15 protein-coding genes and 1 pseudogene are annotated in these 17,723 nt (G+C 39.4%); 13 read left to right on the forward strand and 3 right to left on the reverse strand.

Going from position 1 to position 17,723, the window contains the following annotated elements:
- Positions 1 to 55: 55 nt before the first annotated feature.
- A complete protein-coding gene (locus NSTC731_RS26920; RefSeq protein WP_445627623.1) occupies positions 56 to 469 on the reverse strand; it encodes a helix-turn-helix domain-containing protein in 414 nt (137 codons plus the stop codon).
- Positions 453 to 752 carry a type II toxin-antitoxin system HigB family toxin gene (locus NSTC731_RS26925; RefSeq protein WP_445627624.1) on the reverse strand — a complete coding sequence of 100 codons (300 nt, stop codon included), beginning with the start codon at positions 750 to 752 and terminating at the stop codon, positions 453 to 455. The genes NSTC731_RS26920 and NSTC731_RS26925 overlap by 17 nt, the downstream gene beginning before the upstream one ends.
- Positions 753 to 884: 132 nt before the next feature.
- Here NSTC731_RS26925 and NSTC731_RS26930 point away from each other — a divergent pair, with 132 nt between their 5' ends.
- The 11 genes and pseudogenes from NSTC731_RS26930 to NSTC731_RS26980 form a co-directional block, all read left to right on the forward strand.
- A complete protein-coding gene (locus NSTC731_RS26930; RefSeq protein WP_445627625.1) occupies positions 885 to 1,310 on the forward strand; it encodes a hypothetical protein in 426 nt (141 codons plus the stop codon).
- 70 nt (positions 1,311 to 1,380) lie between these two features.
- Positions 1,381 to 2,037 carry a hypothetical protein gene (locus NSTC731_RS26935; RefSeq protein ID WP_445627626.1) on the forward strand — a complete coding sequence of 219 codons (657 nt, stop codon included), beginning with the start codon at positions 1,381 to 1,383 and terminating at the stop codon, positions 2,035 to 2,037.
- Between the two features lie 97 nt (positions 2,038 to 2,134).
- Positions 2,135 to 2,419: a LysM domain-containing protein gene (locus NSTC731_RS26940; protein WP_445627627.1), complete on the forward strand. Its 285-nt coding sequence runs from the start codon at positions 2,135 to 2,137 to the stop codon at positions 2,417 to 2,419.
- Positions 2,420 to 2,431: 12 nt separating this feature from the next.
- Positions 2,432 to 3,592, forward strand: coding sequence for a hypothetical protein (locus tag NSTC731_RS26945; protein WP_445627628.1), 1,161 nt, complete (start codon positions 2,432 to 2,434; stop codon positions 3,590 to 3,592).
- The gene (locus NSTC731_RS26950; protein WP_445627629.1) at positions 3,589 to 4,140 is read left to right on the forward strand and encodes a phage baseplate assembly protein V; all 552 of its coding nucleotides are present in this window, start codon (positions 3,589 to 3,591) and stop codon (positions 4,138 to 4,140) included. Before NSTC731_RS26945 ends, NSTC731_RS26950 begins: the two co-directional genes overlap by 4 nt.
- Positions 4,140 to 4,544 carry a GPW/gp25 family protein gene (locus NSTC731_RS26955; protein WP_445627630.1) on the forward strand — a complete coding sequence of 135 codons (405 nt, stop codon included), beginning with the start codon at positions 4,140 to 4,142 and terminating at the stop codon, positions 4,542 to 4,544. The genes NSTC731_RS26950 and NSTC731_RS26955 overlap by 1 nt, the downstream gene beginning before the upstream one ends.
- Complete coding sequence (locus tag NSTC731_RS26960) at positions 4,541 to 7,129, forward strand: putative baseplate assembly protein (protein WP_445627631.1); 2,589 nt, start codon at positions 4,541 to 4,543, stop codon at positions 7,127 to 7,129. The genes NSTC731_RS26955 and NSTC731_RS26960 overlap by 4 nt, the downstream gene beginning before the upstream one ends.
- The gene (locus tag NSTC731_RS26965; RefSeq protein ID WP_445627632.1) at positions 7,126 to 10,074 is read left to right on the forward strand and encodes a putative baseplate assembly protein; all 2,949 of its coding nucleotides are present in this window, start codon (positions 7,126 to 7,128) and stop codon (positions 10,072 to 10,074) included. The genes NSTC731_RS26960 and NSTC731_RS26965 overlap by 4 nt, the downstream gene beginning before the upstream one ends.
- A complete protein-coding gene (locus NSTC731_RS26970) occupies positions 10,071 to 12,608 on the forward strand; it encodes a hypothetical protein (RefSeq protein ID WP_445627633.1) in 2,538 nt (845 codons plus the stop codon). Before NSTC731_RS26965 ends, NSTC731_RS26970 begins: the two co-directional genes overlap by 4 nt.
- Positions 12,609 to 12,618: 10 nt before the next feature.
- The gene (locus tag NSTC731_RS26975) at positions 12,619 to 14,997 is read left to right on the forward strand and encodes a DUF6519 domain-containing protein (protein ID WP_445627634.1); all 2,379 of its coding nucleotides are present in this window, start codon (positions 12,619 to 12,621) and stop codon (positions 14,995 to 14,997) included.
- A 62-nt stretch (positions 14,998 to 15,059) separates the two neighbouring features.
- Positions 15,060 to 15,308, forward strand: a pseudogene (locus NSTC731_RS26980) (family 10 glycosylhydrolase); the annotation flags it as partial.
- Here the strand turns inward: NSTC731_RS26980 and NSTC731_RS26985 are convergent.
- Positions 15,293 to 15,889 carry a hypothetical protein gene (locus NSTC731_RS26985; protein WP_445627635.1) on the reverse strand — a complete coding sequence of 199 codons (597 nt, stop codon included), beginning with the start codon at positions 15,887 to 15,889 and terminating at the stop codon, positions 15,293 to 15,295. The pseudogene NSTC731_RS26980 and the gene NSTC731_RS26985 overlap by 16 nt on opposite strands.
- Positions 15,890 to 16,055: 166 nt before the next feature.
- Between NSTC731_RS26985 and NSTC731_RS26990 the strand changes: the two genes are divergently transcribed.
- Together NSTC731_RS26990 and NSTC731_RS26995 are read left to right on the forward strand one after the other, a co-directional pair.
- Positions 16,056 to 17,021: an aldo/keto reductase gene (locus NSTC731_RS26990; RefSeq protein ID WP_445627636.1), complete on the forward strand. Its 966-nt coding sequence runs from the start codon at positions 16,056 to 16,058 to the stop codon at positions 17,019 to 17,021.
- Between the two features lie 401 nt (positions 17,022 to 17,422).
- Positions 17,423 to 17,713, forward strand: coding sequence for a thermonuclease family protein (locus NSTC731_RS26995; protein ID WP_445627637.1), 291 nt, complete (start codon positions 17,423 to 17,425; stop codon positions 17,711 to 17,713).
- Positions 17,714 to 17,723 lie beyond the last annotated feature (10 nt).

The following is a 17,723-nucleotide window of genomic DNA, read 5'->3' on the forward strand; positions in this document are numbered from 1 at the left end:
TATGAAGGTTGATGAGGGTGCGATCGCCCCATCTAGTAACGACATTCTTAAAAGTTTAAAAGTCAACAGATGTGAGGGAAAGTCCAGAATAATGCTCATTAAAAAACTTAGCTAAGGATTCAGCTTCAGATTGACTAATTTTCCGTTCACCATTGACTACTTCCCTAACAATATCAACAGAGCCAAAAACCCCGACTAAAGAAGTTGGCTGCACATCAAATTCATGCATCAGAGATTCCAAAGTAGCCATAGGTTTTGATTCACCCATAGGATAATGACATGACTCGTAATTCTCAATCAGAAGAACCAACAATTCAAAAAGCACAGTTTCAGCCTCTGTCAACTCACCAGACATCATGCTCTCTACTACTGTTAAGGCTCTGTTATACTCCTGTTCTGTTTTAATTGGTTTAGGTTGATACTGGATCAGTAACTCAGTGTAGGTTTGTTGACTAGAAGTAGGGGTCATCTTTCCACCTTTCTTTATCGTATTCAGGATGGGTAAGAACGTATTTAATAAAAACTGTCTGGCTGGAATATCTAATGTCTACAATCAAACGATAGTTATTACCTTTGATGTTAAACACTGTAAAGTTACCAACCGCTTCTACCTTTGGATATCTTTTCTGAACATCCACTAAATTAGACCAGTTTGCTTTAGACGTAAACTTGTACCAATCATTAAGAGCATCTTCAGAATCAGCGTGTTGAACCCAGAATTCCCGCAATTTCACTTTGCTGATTACGTGCATTCCTAAAGTTAGAAATTTATGCTAATCATAGCACTGATTGAGAGTCACGCCAGGGGAATAGGGCGATCGCAGTATCTCTATTAAGGCGCGTAATAGATTCTACAAAGACTTTTATTTTCTCAACAAAAACCCATGTTAGACTTTATTCTGATTAGTGGCGATCGCGCCATGTTCAACCCCATCTTTGGCAAAGCAATAGTTTTAGTACGTCCTGGCATCTTAAAAGGTACTGGTATACCAACAGTTAACAAAAATAAAATTTGCATTGTTGGTGACGAGAAACAAGTTATTGTTCCTGGTTGTTCTTACACGAGTCCGCCAAATGTTACCCCCGGTACAGGAACACTTTCCATTCAATCCTTAGCCATCAATCAAAAAGCCAGAAAAGTTAAATCTAAGCGAACAGCAGTATTGCTCAAAGGTACTACCTTCACAGCGAAATTTCAAGTTCTCGTGCCAGCTCAGACACCAACAATACCACCGACACCAGACCCAATTCCGATATATCTTGGCACTGGATTTTTCACTACTACAAATATGCAAGTAAAAGGGACTTGATGAATAGAAGCCGGAAGTCGGAAGTCGGAAGTATAAATGCCTGTTACTGAAATGATTTAGGAATAATTTTATGTTCCACTTTCCTGGTACGCCAAAGACATTAAAAGCAACGATCGCCATCCTTGATGCTGTTAGCTTTTTGCCCAAAGGAATAATCGTATTGCAATACAATCCCGAAACACTCAGACGCACTTTACAAGTACGGAGTGCGGGTTCTGAAGGAAGCGATCGCCTAGAAGCTTTGCGTCTAGTTGCACCACCTATGGAAACAATTCAACTAGAGGCAGAAATTGATGCTACAGATCAACTGGAGTTTCCTGCAAAAAATCCAGATACAGTGTTATTTGGCATATACCCCCAATTAGCAGCCCTAGAAACCCTGATCTATCCTAAAAGTAGCCAAATTCAGACAAACAATCAACTCGCCCGTACAGGTGTTTTAGAAATCTTACCAAATGAGGCGGATTTAAGTGTATTTATATGGAGCTTAAATCGTGTAATGCCAGTACGCCTCTCTGAGTTCGGCATTACCGAAGAAGCATTCGATTCTAAACTAAATCCCATTCGTGCCAAAGTCAGTTTGGGTATGCAAGTATTAAGCACAAATGATTTGAGATTTGACCATAAAGGCAGCAGCTTGTTCAGAGTCTATCACAAGCAAAAAGAGCTTCTAGCTAAGGTAAACACGGCTGCGACTGTTATTAAGACAGTTGCTTCTTTCTTATAAATTTGGCTATCTTTGATCGTGAATTATTTCATCTGTAAGTTTCTCAAAAATATCTCGGTAAATATAGGTTTTTAGTTGTAAAATAAAAAAGAGTAAAATGTTTACTGAAAGCAGTCGTTACTACGATATAGAAATTGCCAAGTGGCAAACAACATCAAATCAAACTATCGTTTACCTCCGGCGGAGATTTTTACCGTCATCACAGAGGTTTGAAATTTTTCAAGAACATCAAGTCAGCGAAGGCGATCGCCTAGATAATATCACTGCAAATTATCTACACGATCCGGAAGTTTTCTGGCATCTATGCGATGCTAACAACGCTATGCACCCTGATGAATTGACTGCCCAAATTGGTCGGCGACTACGTATTCCCCCGATCTAAAAAGGTTAACTTATGCCTGACTCAGATATTCGCCTAAAACTCATGATTGGTAGCACCATACCAACACCTGCACCTTATGAAGTAATAGATGCGCTGATAGACTTAGAAGTGACTCAGCAAGACCGCGATCGCAGTGCCTTTCAAATGACCTTTAGTCTGAGTAAAGAATTAAAAAACTTTTCAGATTATTGGTTACTTCAAAAAGATATTTTGAATCCTCTCAATCGAGTTGTTATTCAAATCATAGTTAATGTAAAAGTCGGTGTAAGCCGTAGTATTCAAAGCCCTATATTAATCGACGGTATTATTACCGATCATCAAATTGCACCGAGTAATCAACCAGGGGAATCAAGGCTAATAGTTACTGGTGAAGATATTAGTCTTATGCTCGATCTGGAAGATAAAAATGAAACTTACCTAAACTTATCTGATTCTAGAATAGTTAAGCAAATTTTACAAAAATATAAGGTTAAATATGGGCTGACATTAGATGTACAAGATACTACTAAAGATTTTGCACCCAAAAAAGAAGAACAAATTACCACTCAGCAAAGTACAGACTTACAGTTTATTCAGAAACTAGCTCTACGTAATAGTTTTATTTTTGAAATCAAGCCCGATAAAACTCCTGGTAAAAACATTGCTTACTGGGGTGAGGAAAAAAAGAAAGTTACTCCTTATCAACCAGCATTGTCAATGAATATGGGGGCGTTTACCAATGTAGATTCATCTATAAACTTCAATTTTAATGCTCTAGAATCTATTAAACCTCAAGCATCAATTAGTGATGAAAAAACTGGAACATCAATTTCGATTCAGGTTCCTAAATCGCCCGGTCAAGCTTTAGCTAATAAGCCTGCTAAATCATTACGAACAGAAGTGCTACGTAGCACCAATAAACTCGAAAAAATCCTCGCTCAAAAGGAAACCGAATTATTGGCTAGCCGTTCGCAGGAGAATGCCGTAACTGCTACTGGGGAAGTAGATACTGTTCGCTATGGTTATGTCTTAGAAGTGCGTCAATTGGTGGGAGTGCGGGGTGTGGGAAAAACTTACGGCGGTTATTACTACGTCAAACAAGTAACACATCGCATCAAGCGTGGCGAATATAAACAAAGTTTTACCTTGAAACGTGAGGGACAAGGTGCAACAATTCGGATGTTAAAAGTATGAACCAACTAAAACTTGATAATTGTGGAAGTATAAATCAACAAAGACCTTCTTTTTACGGCAAATACCGAGGCGTAGTATCTGATAATAACGACCCGTGGAAGATTGGTCGCGTGCAAGCAAAAGTGCAAGAAATTTTTGGCAACGATCCTAGCGGTTGGGCATTACCTTGCGTTCCCTATGCTGGGCAAGGAGTTGGGTTATTCTTGATTCCACCCAAAGGTGCTTTAGTGTGGATTGAGTTTGAAAACGGAGATCCTGACTACCCCATTTGGAGTGGCTGCTTTTGGGCAGATGAAAAGGTTCCAAATATAGTACCCGCTAATCCTTATGACCCAGAAACCAAGGTACTTAAAACCGATATTGGCAAGATTGAAATTAATGATAAACAAGGTAAGCAAAGCATAACTATCGAAGCCAAAATCGGAAAGCAAACTATGACAATAGTGATGAATAGTTCGGGAATTGAAATCAACAACGGAAACAATGCTACTGTGAATCTAAATGGTAATAATGTATCGATTAACAACTTTGATTTGGAGGTAACTTAATGCCAGAATATCTCGTAAATCTACCCAGGCAAAAGAATGTAATCAACATCGATTTTCCCTTCCATTTCGATATAAACTATCACACCGCCAGCACCAGTGATGAAAATCAACACATCCGCGACTTAATTGAACAATTACTGTTTACTACTCCCGGCGAACGAGTCAACCGCCCAGATTTCGGCAGTGGTGTATTGTCTTTAATTTTTGCACCCAATAGCCCGGAACTAGCAAAAGCTATGGAAATTACTATTCAAGCATCTATTGAGCAATGGTTGGGTGATTTAATCGATCTGCAAACTTTGGAAGTAACAAGCGTTGATTCCAGCCTTTACATAGTGGTGGAGTATTTCGTGCAAAGTTCTGGGGAGACACAAACAGGTACTTTTAGGACAACAGTGCCATGAATAGCCACACCTTAACTTACCAAAACGAACAGCGCCGCCAAGAAATCCGTAGGCAAAGAAAAAACGGGCTAGATTATGTAGAAGTTAGCGATGATTTGCGATCGCGTAGCGGCTCCTTCGGAGCATCGCTATATGTCTACTTTTTAGGTTCGGTACCAGAAGACTTAAAAAAAGAGAATCTCCAGATTAAAGGCGGCCATCGCATCCGCCATCTTCATGTGACTAATATACAGATAGAAAGTCCCCAAAATTGTGAAAGTTACTTAAGAGTTAATCTTGACCAAACTGGCGATTTCTCTGTGTATACTTTGTGCTTGGTGTCATTAGATGAACAGGGCAAACCTACAGATCAACCATATCCCAATTTTGACCCGCGCTACTCCCAAGTAGAATTTAAATTCCGAGATGGCATCTGTAACACTGACATGGATTGCAAGCAAGAGCAAACTTGTCCGCCACCACAACTAGTTGAACCAGCTATCAACTATTTGGCCAAAGATTATGCTAGTTTTCGCCAGTTGATTTTAGATCGCCTCTCCCTGATAATGCCAGATTGGGAAGAACGTCACGTCCCGGATTTAGGTATTACTTTAGTGGAAATCCTCGCTTATGTTGGCGATTATCTCAGCTACTATCAGGATGCTGTAGCCACCGAAGCTTATTTAGAAACTGCCCGCCAACGGATTTCTGTCCGTCGTCATGCCCGTCTCATTGATTATCCGATGCATGAGGGCTGTAATGCACGTACTTGGTTGTGGTTAGAGACAAGTAATCATATTTCCCTGGAACCAAAAAGTTTCTACTTTATTACTAATTATAAAAACGCGCCTCCCTTTGGCACTATCTTAGAAGATATTCCCCACCTAGATGATGTTCCTCCTAACAGTTATGAAGTATTTGAACCGCTAACGCCCTTACCGATTCATCTCTACAAGGCTCATAACAAAATCCTATTTTATACTTGGGGCGATCGCTCCTGTTGTCTTCCTCCTGGTTCCACAACCGCTACATTATTGGATGAATTTATACAACATACACAACCAGAGAAGCCTAATTCCGCCAATACTCAATCGCCCGAACAGCAGCGAAAATTGTATCTAAAAATTGGTGACATCCTAATTTTTGAAGAAATTAGAAGTCCGAAAACAGGTATCCCAGAAGATGCAAATATGAAGCATCGCCATGCTGTACGCTTGACAAATGTCAAGGCAAGTGTAGACGAACTTTACAATCAGCCAATTGTAGAAATCGAATGGGCAGAAGAAGACGCATTACCATTTCCCCTTTGTATTTCGGCAATAGTCCCACCAGATTGTCAGCTAGTTGATATTAGTGTTGCCAGAGGCAATGTGATTCTAGTCGATCATGGACGCACTATTGAACGGGAAGATTTAGGAACTGTACCGGGAAAAGAGATAATCCAGGGATGCCAAGAAGAAGGCGAACCTAGAGAAATTTTAGTAGTAGGCGATCGCTTCCGTCCTACTTTACAAAAAACGCCTTTAACTTTCAGCCAACCTCTGTCCAGAAAAAACCTCACCCAAGATGCTAAAAGTCTCTTAATTCAAGACCCCCAGCAAGCATTACCCCAAATCCAACTTACGAATACTGGAAATCACTCTACTTGGACTCCCCAATACGACCTCATAGACAGCAACAACGAAGATCGACATTTTGTTGTGGAAATGGACAACGATGGACAAGCTCACTTGCGTTTTGGAGACGGTGAATTAGGAATCAAACCAGCAGCCAATACTCACTTTCAAGCAACTTACCGGGTAGGTAATGGACTTGCAGGTAATATTAGTGCTGAAGCGATTTCTTATATTGTTTTTCACAATGAACTTCAGAATGAACTTCACAATGAACTAATTAGTGGTTCGACATTGCAGCCACACCAGCCCTTCCCCGCTCAAGGTGGGACAGCACCCGAACCTCTATCTCAGGTGAAATTATATGCACCGCACCTATCTCACAAAAAATTAGAGCGTGCCATTACTGCTGATGACTACGCACAATTAGTAATGCAACATTTCCCAACAAAAGTTCAACAAGCAACAGCCACCTTACGCTGGACGGGCAGTGGGTATGAAGTCTGGGTGACAGTAGATCCCTTCAACAAAGAAACGGTAGATCGCAAATTACTGCAAAATATTACCACAGACCTAGAAAAATATCGTCGCATTGGTCATGATGTCATCGTTCAACGAGCAGCATACGTCTGTTTAGATATAGCGATGAGAGTTGATGTCAAATTTGACTATTTGCGCGGTCATGTCAAAGCTGCTTTACTGGATATTTTCAGTAACCGGATTTTAGCTGATGGTCGGCGTGGTTTTTTCCATCCCGATAACTTGACTTTTGGGCAAGGAATTGCATTAAGTCAGATTGTAGCTCAAGCTTATAGTGTTCCAGGCGTTGAAAGCGTCTCTATAACTAAATTAGAACGTCTTTTTGCAGGTGACAATCACGAGATTGAAGCAGGTTTTTTACCCATTGGTTCTTCGGAAATTGCCCGACTCGACAACAACCCCAACTTTCCCGAAAACGGTAAATTTACACTCGATTTGCGAGGTGGCAGATGAAATTGAGTTGTAGCTGTAACTGTCATAACTATAAACCAAGCGATCGCTCTAGTTGTGGTTGCTGTGAAGGTGTTGAAATTCTCACTCCCACATCAGTAGCAAATCAACCTGGTTTTTCTACCCTAGCTTATCGAGTTGGAACCCATGCAAGCTTTTTCGAGACAATGAAAGCGCGTCTGGGCGACAGCAAGTTTCCCTCACTCAAACATCTAAAAACCCGCGATTCTCAAGACACGTCTTTAGCTCTACTAGATGCTTGGGCTACTGTCGCAGACGTTCTAACATTTTATCAGGAACGCATAGCCAATGAAGGTTACTTACGTACTGCGATTGAGCGACGTTCCTTAGTAGAATTAGCTCGATTAGTAGACTATGCACATAGTCCCGGTGTTAGCGCCAGCGTTTATTTAGCTTTTACCCTAGAAGATGGTTACAATTTGGAAATTCCTGTTGGTTTGAGTAGCCAGAGTATACCTGATTCTGACGAATCGCCAGAATTTTTTGAAACATCCGAAAAACTGCGAGCTTATGCCCAGTTGAATCAACTCAAGCCCCGGATGAGTCAACCACAACAAGTTAATTCAACAACCGTTACCGAAATTGATAAGATTTATTTAGATGGTATAAATGCGAATCTCAAACCTAACGATCCACTTTTACTGATCTTTGGTGATGCTAAACAATTCATTCGCAAAATTCAAATTATTGAGCCTCAACCAGAGGAAAACCGGACAAAACTTACATTACAATTACCACCAAAAGTTACACAAAAGTTAACTAATGAAGATTCAGGAAATACAAGAGAACAAAGAATAAAACTGCCATCCATACAAACTGCCAATGCTCTTGAAGATTCAGAAAATACAAGAGAACAAAGAATAAAACAATTAATCAAACTGCCATCCATACAACCTGCGAATGCTTTAGAACTGGAGCGGACAAAACAACAAATCTTCGCTCCCGAAAACATTGATATTAATTTTCGGTTAATTAATAATACTTTAAATACCGCTTCAAACACAGCAATATATCAAATTTTAACCAACAATAAAATTAATTCTGCTAATCAGTTAAACCGAATTGAGTTTTTAGGAATCAAAGCTGCACCTTTCGGACATGACGTAGCTTTGAAGCCGATTTTTGACCAGCAAGGGCGAATTGAAAAATATGAAGAATGGCAAATTGCAGATGTAAATGAGTCAATATCAAGCTCCTCTAGCACACTACCATCAGAATTACGAAATATCTTAGCCTTAGATGCTCAATATGATGGAATTACACCTGGAAGTTACCTAGCGATTGAACGTGTAGATGTTAATGAAATTGAGATTTATCAAGTAATAAAAGTTGAAAATATCTCTAAAATTGCCTATAACATAGTAGGAAGAATTACCCAACTCACTTTAGATAAGCCTTGGTTAAAAGAACAGGATATATCTTTAGATGTCATGCGTAAAACCACAGTGTATCTCAAGAGTGAAGATTTGAATTTGGTGGAAAAACCAATTGACCTGAAAGATGTACCAAGCGCTCAAAATTATATATCTGACCAGATGGAAATTGAACTAGACAATCTCTACGAAAATCTCCAACCTGGACGTTGGTTAATTATCTCCGGCGAACGCAGTGATATATCTGATGTCAACGGTGTCTGGGCTAGCGAAGTTGTTATGTTAGCTGGGGTGAGACAAGATATATGTGCGAATTTATCCAATGACAAACCCCATACATTCCTGAAATTTGCTAGACCTTTAACTTATTCTTACAAACGAGAGACTGTTATTATCTATGGCAACGTAGTCAAAGCCACTCATGGCGAGACTCATACTGAAATACTGGGCAGTGGTGACGGTACTAAAGCAAATCAACAATTTACCCTATCACTATCGCCCCTTACTTATCTACCAGCACCTATCCCTAGTGGTGTTGCTAGCACTTTAGAAGTATATGTTAATGATGTCCGTTGGCAAGAAGTAGAAAATTTGATTGAGTTAAGTCCAACAGACCGCGCTTATGTCACCCAAACTGATAGTGATGGCAATACAACTATTATCTTTGGCAATGGCGAACATGGAGCTAGGTTGCCTAGTGGGATTGAAAATGTCAGAGCAGTTTACCGCGCTGGCACTGGCAAAAGTGGTAATGTTGCAGCAGAAAAAATTACGCAACTGGCAATGCAACCTCTAGGTTTGAGTGGCGTACTCAACCCCATAGCAGCGACAGGAGGCGCAGACCCAGAAAGCGATTATGAAATACGCCGCAATGCACCCGTTGGCATAACATCTCTCAACCGTGCAGTTTCCGTACAGGATTATGCCAATTTTGCGCGTACTTTTACTGGAATTGGCAAATCAAATGCTCAACGTCTTTCAAATGGTTCGGAGCAAATTCTGCACATTACCATTGCTGGGGCTGATGATATCTATATTGATAGAAATTCAGATTTATATCGTAGTTTTGTGCAAGCATTATACCAGTTTGGCGACCCCTATCAGTCACTAAAAATAGATATGCGGGAACTAATGCTGTTAATTATCAGTGCCAATGTGCGAATTTTAGCAAATTATCAATGGGAATCTGTAGCATTGATAATTCGCACTGCGTTGTTTGATAAATTTAGCTTTGAACGTCAGGAATTAGGAGAAAATATTGTCCTCAGTGGAGTTATCAGCACGATTCAACAAGTACCTGGCGTAGACTACGTGGATGTAGATATTTTAGATAGCGTTTCCGAAACTGAAGCCCAAAATCCAGGCATTTTAAATACCAAACTTCAAGAACTGGCAAAAGTAGGCAGTACTCGTGGAAATGGACAACCAAAACAATGGATTCCTGTAAACTTGGCTGTTTTTGATTCAACAACAAACCAACTTTTCCCGGCTCAATTAGCTATTCTCAACCCGAAAGTACCAGATACACTAATTCTGAAGGAGTTGAAATCATGAGCAATTCCCCAGACCGTCTTTATGAACTGTTGCCAGCCGTTTACCGCATACGTGATGCAGAACTTGGCTATCCCCTACGGGATTTATTGCGTGTCATTGCTGAACAAGTAGATATTGTTGAAGCAGATATTACTCAACTCTATGAGAACTGGTTTATTGAAACTTGCCAAGATTGGGTAGTACCATACATTGGTGATTTAATTGGTTATCAAAGCGTTCGTAGTTCTGGTACAAAACAGCAAGATAACAAGATTTTAAATCCTCGTCGGGAAGTAGCAAATACTATTCGCTATCGACGGCGCAAGGGGACGCTAGCTTTGTTGGAATTGCTAGCTGATAAAATAGCTGGTTGGCCGATACGAGTTGTAGAATTCGATCGGCTAGTTAGCAAAACACAGCATATCAATCACCTGCGTTCGTCAACCTCAACAACAGTAAATCTGCGTCAGGTGGATGAAATCACAAAGTTAAATAGCCCATTCGATGAATTAGCTCATACAGTAGATATCCACCATATTTCTTCACAAGAGCAACCTGGAAAGTATAATACTCCAAATATTGGTATTTTTGTTTGGCGATTAAAAGCTTATTCGATGACTGTCACACCAGCTTTTTGTTTGGAAGAAGTTAGCTCTAACTGCTACACATTTAGTATTACTGGTAACGACACTCCGCTTTACACTCGTCCCCAATTAGCAAGAGATGCAACCCAAATTGATTGCGAATTAAATTTACCTATTCCCATTCAACGGCAAGTTTTGCAATCTCACAAAAGCGATTATTTTGATTCAAACCCAAATCCAGAAGAATTTACCAAAAGTTTGCAAGTTTGGAAAGGTGTTGGCTCAAAACTGCATCTAATCTCTCCAGAGCAAATTGTTATTGCCGATCTGGGTGATTGGAATTATCAACCAGAGCAAGACCATATAGCAGTTGACCCAGAATTAGGGCGGATGATTTTTCCGATCCGCCAGTTACCAAAAAATGGTGTTTGGGTTTCTTATCATTATGGTTTCAGTGCTGATATTGGTGGTGGTGAATATGACCGAACTTTGTTAGATTCTACAGCACATTTCTTACTTGATGTTGGTGATATTCAAGAGCCAGCAATTTTTAGCTCACAACAAGATGCTTCTGCATTATCCGAGTTTTTGCGATCGCAATTGTCCAGTGATACCCAAAGGCTTTTGGATGCCTACACCAGTCCTCCTCCGGAACCAGCTTTAATTGCAGTTTTGCTTCCAGAGCTAAATCAACTACTTTTAGGTAAAAGCCTTTATGATGAACAACGTTTTGCATCTATCACCTTGAGTGCCAAAACTAAACGTTTGGTTCAGCAAAATCTCCAAGGTAAAGAACTGATTCGCTGTAATCGTTTGCTATTAGAAGAAGCTTTTCCATCTCAAATCAGAAAGCATTATGCTCATTACAGCGTCAGTCAAACTTCACGAGGGTATTATCAAACTATTACTGAAGCAATCTCACAGTGGCAGCGAGATAAACCCCATAATGCTGTGATTGAAATTATTGATAGTGGTGTTTATGTAGAACGAATTAATATTGAACTGGAAAACAATCAAAGTCTGCAATTACGTGCAGCTAACCACAAGCGTCCGGTGATACGCATTCTAGATTGGAGAACTTCTTTGGGTGACGCTTTAAATGTCACAGTAGAGTCAGGAAGTTGCTTTGTTCTTGATGGCTTATTGATTACTGGTCGGGGAGTGCATATAGAAGGTAATCCAACTCAATTTGGAGATTATTCTACCTCTATTATGCAAAAACCAGCTGCGATTATTATCCGTCATTCTACATTAGTGCCGGGTTGGTCATTACATTGTGACTGTGAACCCCGACGTTCTAGCGAGCCAAGTTTGGAGTTATTTAATATCAATGCGTGCGTAACGATCGCACACAGTATTATTGGCTCTATTCAGGTTAACCAAGATGAGGTAGAGACTGACCCTTTACCCATAAATATTAGCGATAGCATTATAGATGCTATCAGTATAGAAGGTGAAGCGATCGGTGCAGCAGGTTACTCCATAGCCCATGTACGGTTGACTATTGCACGTTGCACAGTCATTGGTCAGATTCAAGCACATACAATTGATTTAGCAGAAAACAGTATTTTTAACGGCATTATATTTGTTGCTCGTCGTCAACAAGGTTGTATCCGTTTCTGCTACGTGATGCCCAACTCACGCACACCACGTCGGTATAATTGTCAACCCGATTTAGGGGAGCAAAAGATTAGACAAGAAACTGAACTAGAGGCAGAACAGTTAGATGCAAACCTGCTTGTTACCAGACATCACTTACAACCTCAATTCAACAGTATACGTTATGGCACACCTACTTATTGTCAGTTAGCGTCAACCTGTGCTGAAGAAATCAAACGTGGCGCTGATGATGAATCAGAAATGGGTGCTTTTCACAATCTATATCAGCCTCAAAAAGAGGCTAACCTACGCATCCGTTTAGATGAATATACACCCGCTAATACTGAAATTGGCATTATTTACGCTAGCTAAAGAGGATTTTATGCAAGGAGAATTTAGAGGCGATTTTACTCGTGATACCTACGACAAAAGTAAGCACTTTCTTCGAGTATTGATGCAACAAGGTAGAGTGCAATTAGATGCAGACTTCAACGAACAGACATCAATTTTACTAAATCGCTTGCAAACTTTGGCCAAAGATATATTTGGACTACAAGGTGGCCCAGAGCAGAATTGTGGCTTTGAATTTATCGCCACAAAGGAGCAAATTAATAATATTAACAATCTTAGTGAGGAAGAAAAACAAGAACTAAAGCAATTACTCCAATCTGAAAAGTATTTAATTGGCAAAGGCAACTATTATGTAGATGGTATACTTTGTGAAAATGAGGAATTTGTATCTTATCTTCAGCAGCCAGATTTTACGCCGGAAGCCACAGATACTTGTAAAGTTCAATTAAATGGAGCAACATATCTTGCTTATCTTGATGTTTGGGAACGACAGATAACCCCGATTGAAGATCGTGACGACTTCAAAATTAATATTCGTGAAGTTGCTTTAGGGGGAGCAGATACAGCAATTCGCTCTAAGTTAGTTTGGCAAGTTAAGCTCAAACAATTAAAAGATAATCAAGATATTGAAACGGTTGCGAAGCAAGTTAGTAAGGATCGTAACTATTTTCAGAGTGTGCTAGGTCAAGAATTATTGAAGCCTGGAAAAGGCAAAATTATTGCCAGAATTACAAAGCCTAGTTCTACAGGAATAAACGATCCATGTGTTATTCCGTTTAATTCCAAATTTCGTGGTACTGAAAACCATCTTTATCGAGCGGAAATTTTTAGAGTTTCTACTACTAATCAACTATCATTTGTTTGGTCACGCGAAAATAGCTCAATTGTTTTTCCTATTGTGACATCTCCTGAGACAAATTCTTCAGTCCTTGTATTCAAGCTAGAACATTTAGGAAAGGACAAAAATTCTAGTTTATCAGCAGGTGATTGGGTTGAAATCATCAATGATGATTATATACTTGGAGATAGCGATCGCCAACTACTAAAAGTTGAGCAAGTGGATCGCATTGAAAATCAAGTAATTCTCTCAGGAGATAGCAAGAGCAACACATTGTTTCCAGAAAAGCACCCTCTATTACGCCGTTGGGACTCTAAAGAAGTCGAAGTAAATTTATCTGAAGGGAGTAATAAATGGTTCCCCCTTGAAGATGGAATTGAGATTCAATTTCAAGCAGATACTCAGAATAACTTTTATCAGGTAGGTGATTATTGGTTAATTCCTGTCCGAACAGCTACTGGCAATGTAGAATGGCCTAAACAAAAAAACAAAGAAGGAAAATTAGAGCCTCAACCTCAACTACCGCATGGTATAGCGCATTATTATGCACCTCTGGCAGTATTTTTAGGTAATCCTAATAATGTAACAGTTTATGATTGCCGAAGAAAGATTGGTAGTCAAGAAAGCACTATATCACCTATAAATAATAAAAATGATAATTCTGTACTAGCGAATTATCAAGAAAATCCTGCAACACCTATTAATCAGAAAGAAACCACTAGAGAAGCCATAACAGAATTCAATCGCATAATCAATGCTAGTTGGCATCACGATCAAGTTTTAGAAGCTACTATTGCAGAAGCGCAGGAAAATTATAACAATGTCCCAGAGGATCAATTATTTAATTTAAAATCTCAGGATTTGAGAGATTTATTTACTAAACTAGGTTTAGTAATTCAATTTCAAAAACCAGTAAGAATTGATAGTTTACATAAGAGTAGTATATCTGTTTTAGCTCATACGGATAATGTGTTGAAAGGTGAAGTATTTTATATATTGCCAATGAAAGTTGAGCCAGTTCAAGTTACAAAAACTGAAATAAAATCTATCCGTTGGGCAATGGGCAATGATATATTGGATAGTAATATGAATCTAATTACAGAAGTTGAACCTTTGACAAGTGAAAATAATGCTTATACAGAAGCTGTTAGATTAATTACACCTGATGATTGGTCGCAAAAAGCTGTCTTTCACCAAAATAATATCTATCAGTTTACTGTCTCATTGCATGGCGACTGGATTATGAATGAGGAACTATTGTTTGAGAGCGAAAATTTTATACAAGGAGATTTAAATAAAGGGATGATTCCTGATAGATTACGTCAGCAATTTCAACAAAAAGGAATTTCCCTTTCCTCAAATATTATTTTATTTACGGAAAAAGAAAATTTAAAATGGCGCTTAGTCGATGCATGTCAAATTTACATTCTTAAACTAGATAACAATAAATTAACAGTTAGCAAAATTCAAGCATTGGATGGTAACAATATTTGGCCTGGTGTTCCTGAGCGGTTTAGTGGAAATGGTTCTGAAGGAGGTGACTGGATAAGTATTATTCATCTCAAAACTTGACTTGCAGAAGTTGGCGCGAATGCAGGCATAAGACGGGATATTCAGAGAGTTCAGGAAAAGAAAAAATCCAATTGCCTCAAACGCCTTGGGAAAAGAAAGTAATTAGAGGAATTTATTTAACTCGCTATCAAGTTACCAATAATGCTGATGAACAAACGATTCGTGAAAGAGTTCGTTACTATCGCTCTCAAGGAATTAATACAATTATTCACGGTGTTTGGGGGAATGGTTGTACGATGTATAATAGTAAGGTTATGCAGCAAACCTTTGGGTATAAAAGTTGTCCAAACCAGTTTCAAGAACAATGGTTAAAATGTAGATAATTTGAATTAACCCATCCTGACAAACCATTAACTCTAGTATTGGGCCCTTGAACGACACTTACATAAGCCCAGATACCCTCTTGTTTCTTCAACAAAACATTATTGCCATTATCAAGACCTGCCCTAGATTGTCCATTCGGGCTATCACGAAGTGCCAGTTGCCCAGATGTAATATTCACTACATCACAATAAGTTACACCCTTGAGAGTTCCCACATTTTCAGTTGTCTCTACTAGTTGACAGCGTAATATCTGCTTATCTTTGTTGTAAATATTCAAATACATTCCTTCATTGGCATTTTCACGCCAGGAAACTGAATAAGTATAATCGCTATTTTCCCAAGTAATACCCCGATAACCATTATCACGCCAAGATGTTCCATTTTCTAAATTTATACATTTCCCCTGAGCATCACAACCTCTGTAGGTTTTGCCATTTTCTCCATCATCCAAAGTAACTGTAAATTCTCCAGCAAGGTAAGTATTCGCTTTTGCATGAGTAGCAGTTACTCCAATAAAGGAAACAGTCACAATTGCAGTCAAAAACAATACTTTTAAGCGTTTAATCATATTTACCTCTAGAATTTTCTCAAAATAAGAAAATTTTTTCGTATCGTAGATTCAACAAGTTTATCGATTTTTGTAGGTTGGGTTTGCCCAAATCCTTTGCCAGTTTTTTAGAGGAAACCTCTATAGTTGGTACAAGTAATTCTAAAACTGTCTTGAGAGAAAACTTATGGTGATTACACAAAGACGTAAACTTGGACGTTCAGCACTAGAAGTATCACCAATATCTTTTGGTGGTAACGTGTTTGGCTGGACTATTGATGAAAATAGTTCATTTGATATTTTAGATCGCTTTATAGCGGCTGGAGGTAATTTTATTGACACAGCCGATGTTTATTCAAAGTGGGTTGCAGGAAATATTGGTGGAGAGTCTGAGACAATTTTAGGAAAATGGCTCCAGCAGCGTGGTCATCGTGACCAAGTGGTGATTGCAACTAAGGTTGGCAATGACATGGGCGTTAAAGGCAAAGGGCTTTCTCGTAAACACATTCAACAAGCTGTTGAAGACTCATTACAAAGGTTACAAACTGATTATATTGATTTATATCAATCGCATATCGACGATGAAACCACTCCACTTGAAGAAACCCTTGAAACCTACGCAGAATTGATTCGTCAGGGAAAAATACGTGCGATTGGTGCTTCAAACTATAGTGCAGAGCGTTTGACACAGGCACTAGAAATTAGCCGTCAGCATGGCTATCCTCGTTACGAAAGCCTTCAGCCCCGTTATAACTTGTATGACCGAGATGGTTATGAGCAGGATTTACAACAAATTTGCCAAGAACACTCAATTGGCGTGATTAGCTATTCCTCTCTGTGCAGTGGCTTTCTCTCTGGTAAATATCGCTCAGAAAAAGATTTGTCTATTAGTCTGCGTGGTAGTTCTGTAAAAAGATATTTAAACCCTCGTGGTTTACGAATTCTAAAGGCAGTTGATCGGGTGGCAAATACTTATAATTCTACTCCCACCCAAGTTTCTCTGGCGTGGCTCATTGCTAATCCGACCATTACCGCTCCTATTGTTAGTGCAACAAAGATTGAGCAACTCAACGATATCATCAAAGCTGTCAATATAAATCTCGACCAAGATGCTATTGACCTTCTCAATCAAACTAGTTCTTCAAACAGCTAGTATGGCTACTTTGTCAGTCAACAGTTAACAGTTATTCCCCCTATCCCTCCATATAAAGAGCTTTCCTCTTTGAAAAAGGGCGGCACATTCCGATGCTTGGCTTGGGCGAAGAGGTGGGGGTGAGGGCGAGCGCGGGAGCATCTTCTCTACGAGACACTACTCGCGTTCGTTTGAATGCGCAAAAAGCACGTTTGCCTCAGCAAGATAGAGGCAGGGGATTGTCTATGGCAGATCGTATATATTCTGTTTGCATAACTTGACAAAACAATCACTAATGAATGTTCAGCGCAGTTAAAATTGTGGTTTCTTATATTGCAACAAAAGAATTTGCAAGATGAAGCCATTGTGCAGAACTCCCATAATCTTAAATTGCGATCGCTGGAGCTATCATCAGCGCTATCTTGATTTTCCAAAGAACTAACCAACCATCCATTGCACTCACCGAAGAATGGATAGTTACCCAAGTGGCAGATGGGGACAGCATCACAGTCCGCCAAACCGATGGTAGTCAAATTGAAGTTGAGCTTTGTGGAATTGATGCCCCAGAAATGACACAGGCTCAAGCCCCAGCACAACCATTTGCTAATGAAGCAAAACAGAAACTACTCAAGCACCCTGATGGGAATACCACAGTCGCTTTACTCTTTCCCTTACCTTGTACCTGGATAAGTGCTTACCAGAATCCTATCTAAATTAAACTCC

It is taken from the genome of Nostoc sp. DSM 114167 (assembly GCF_052692655.1).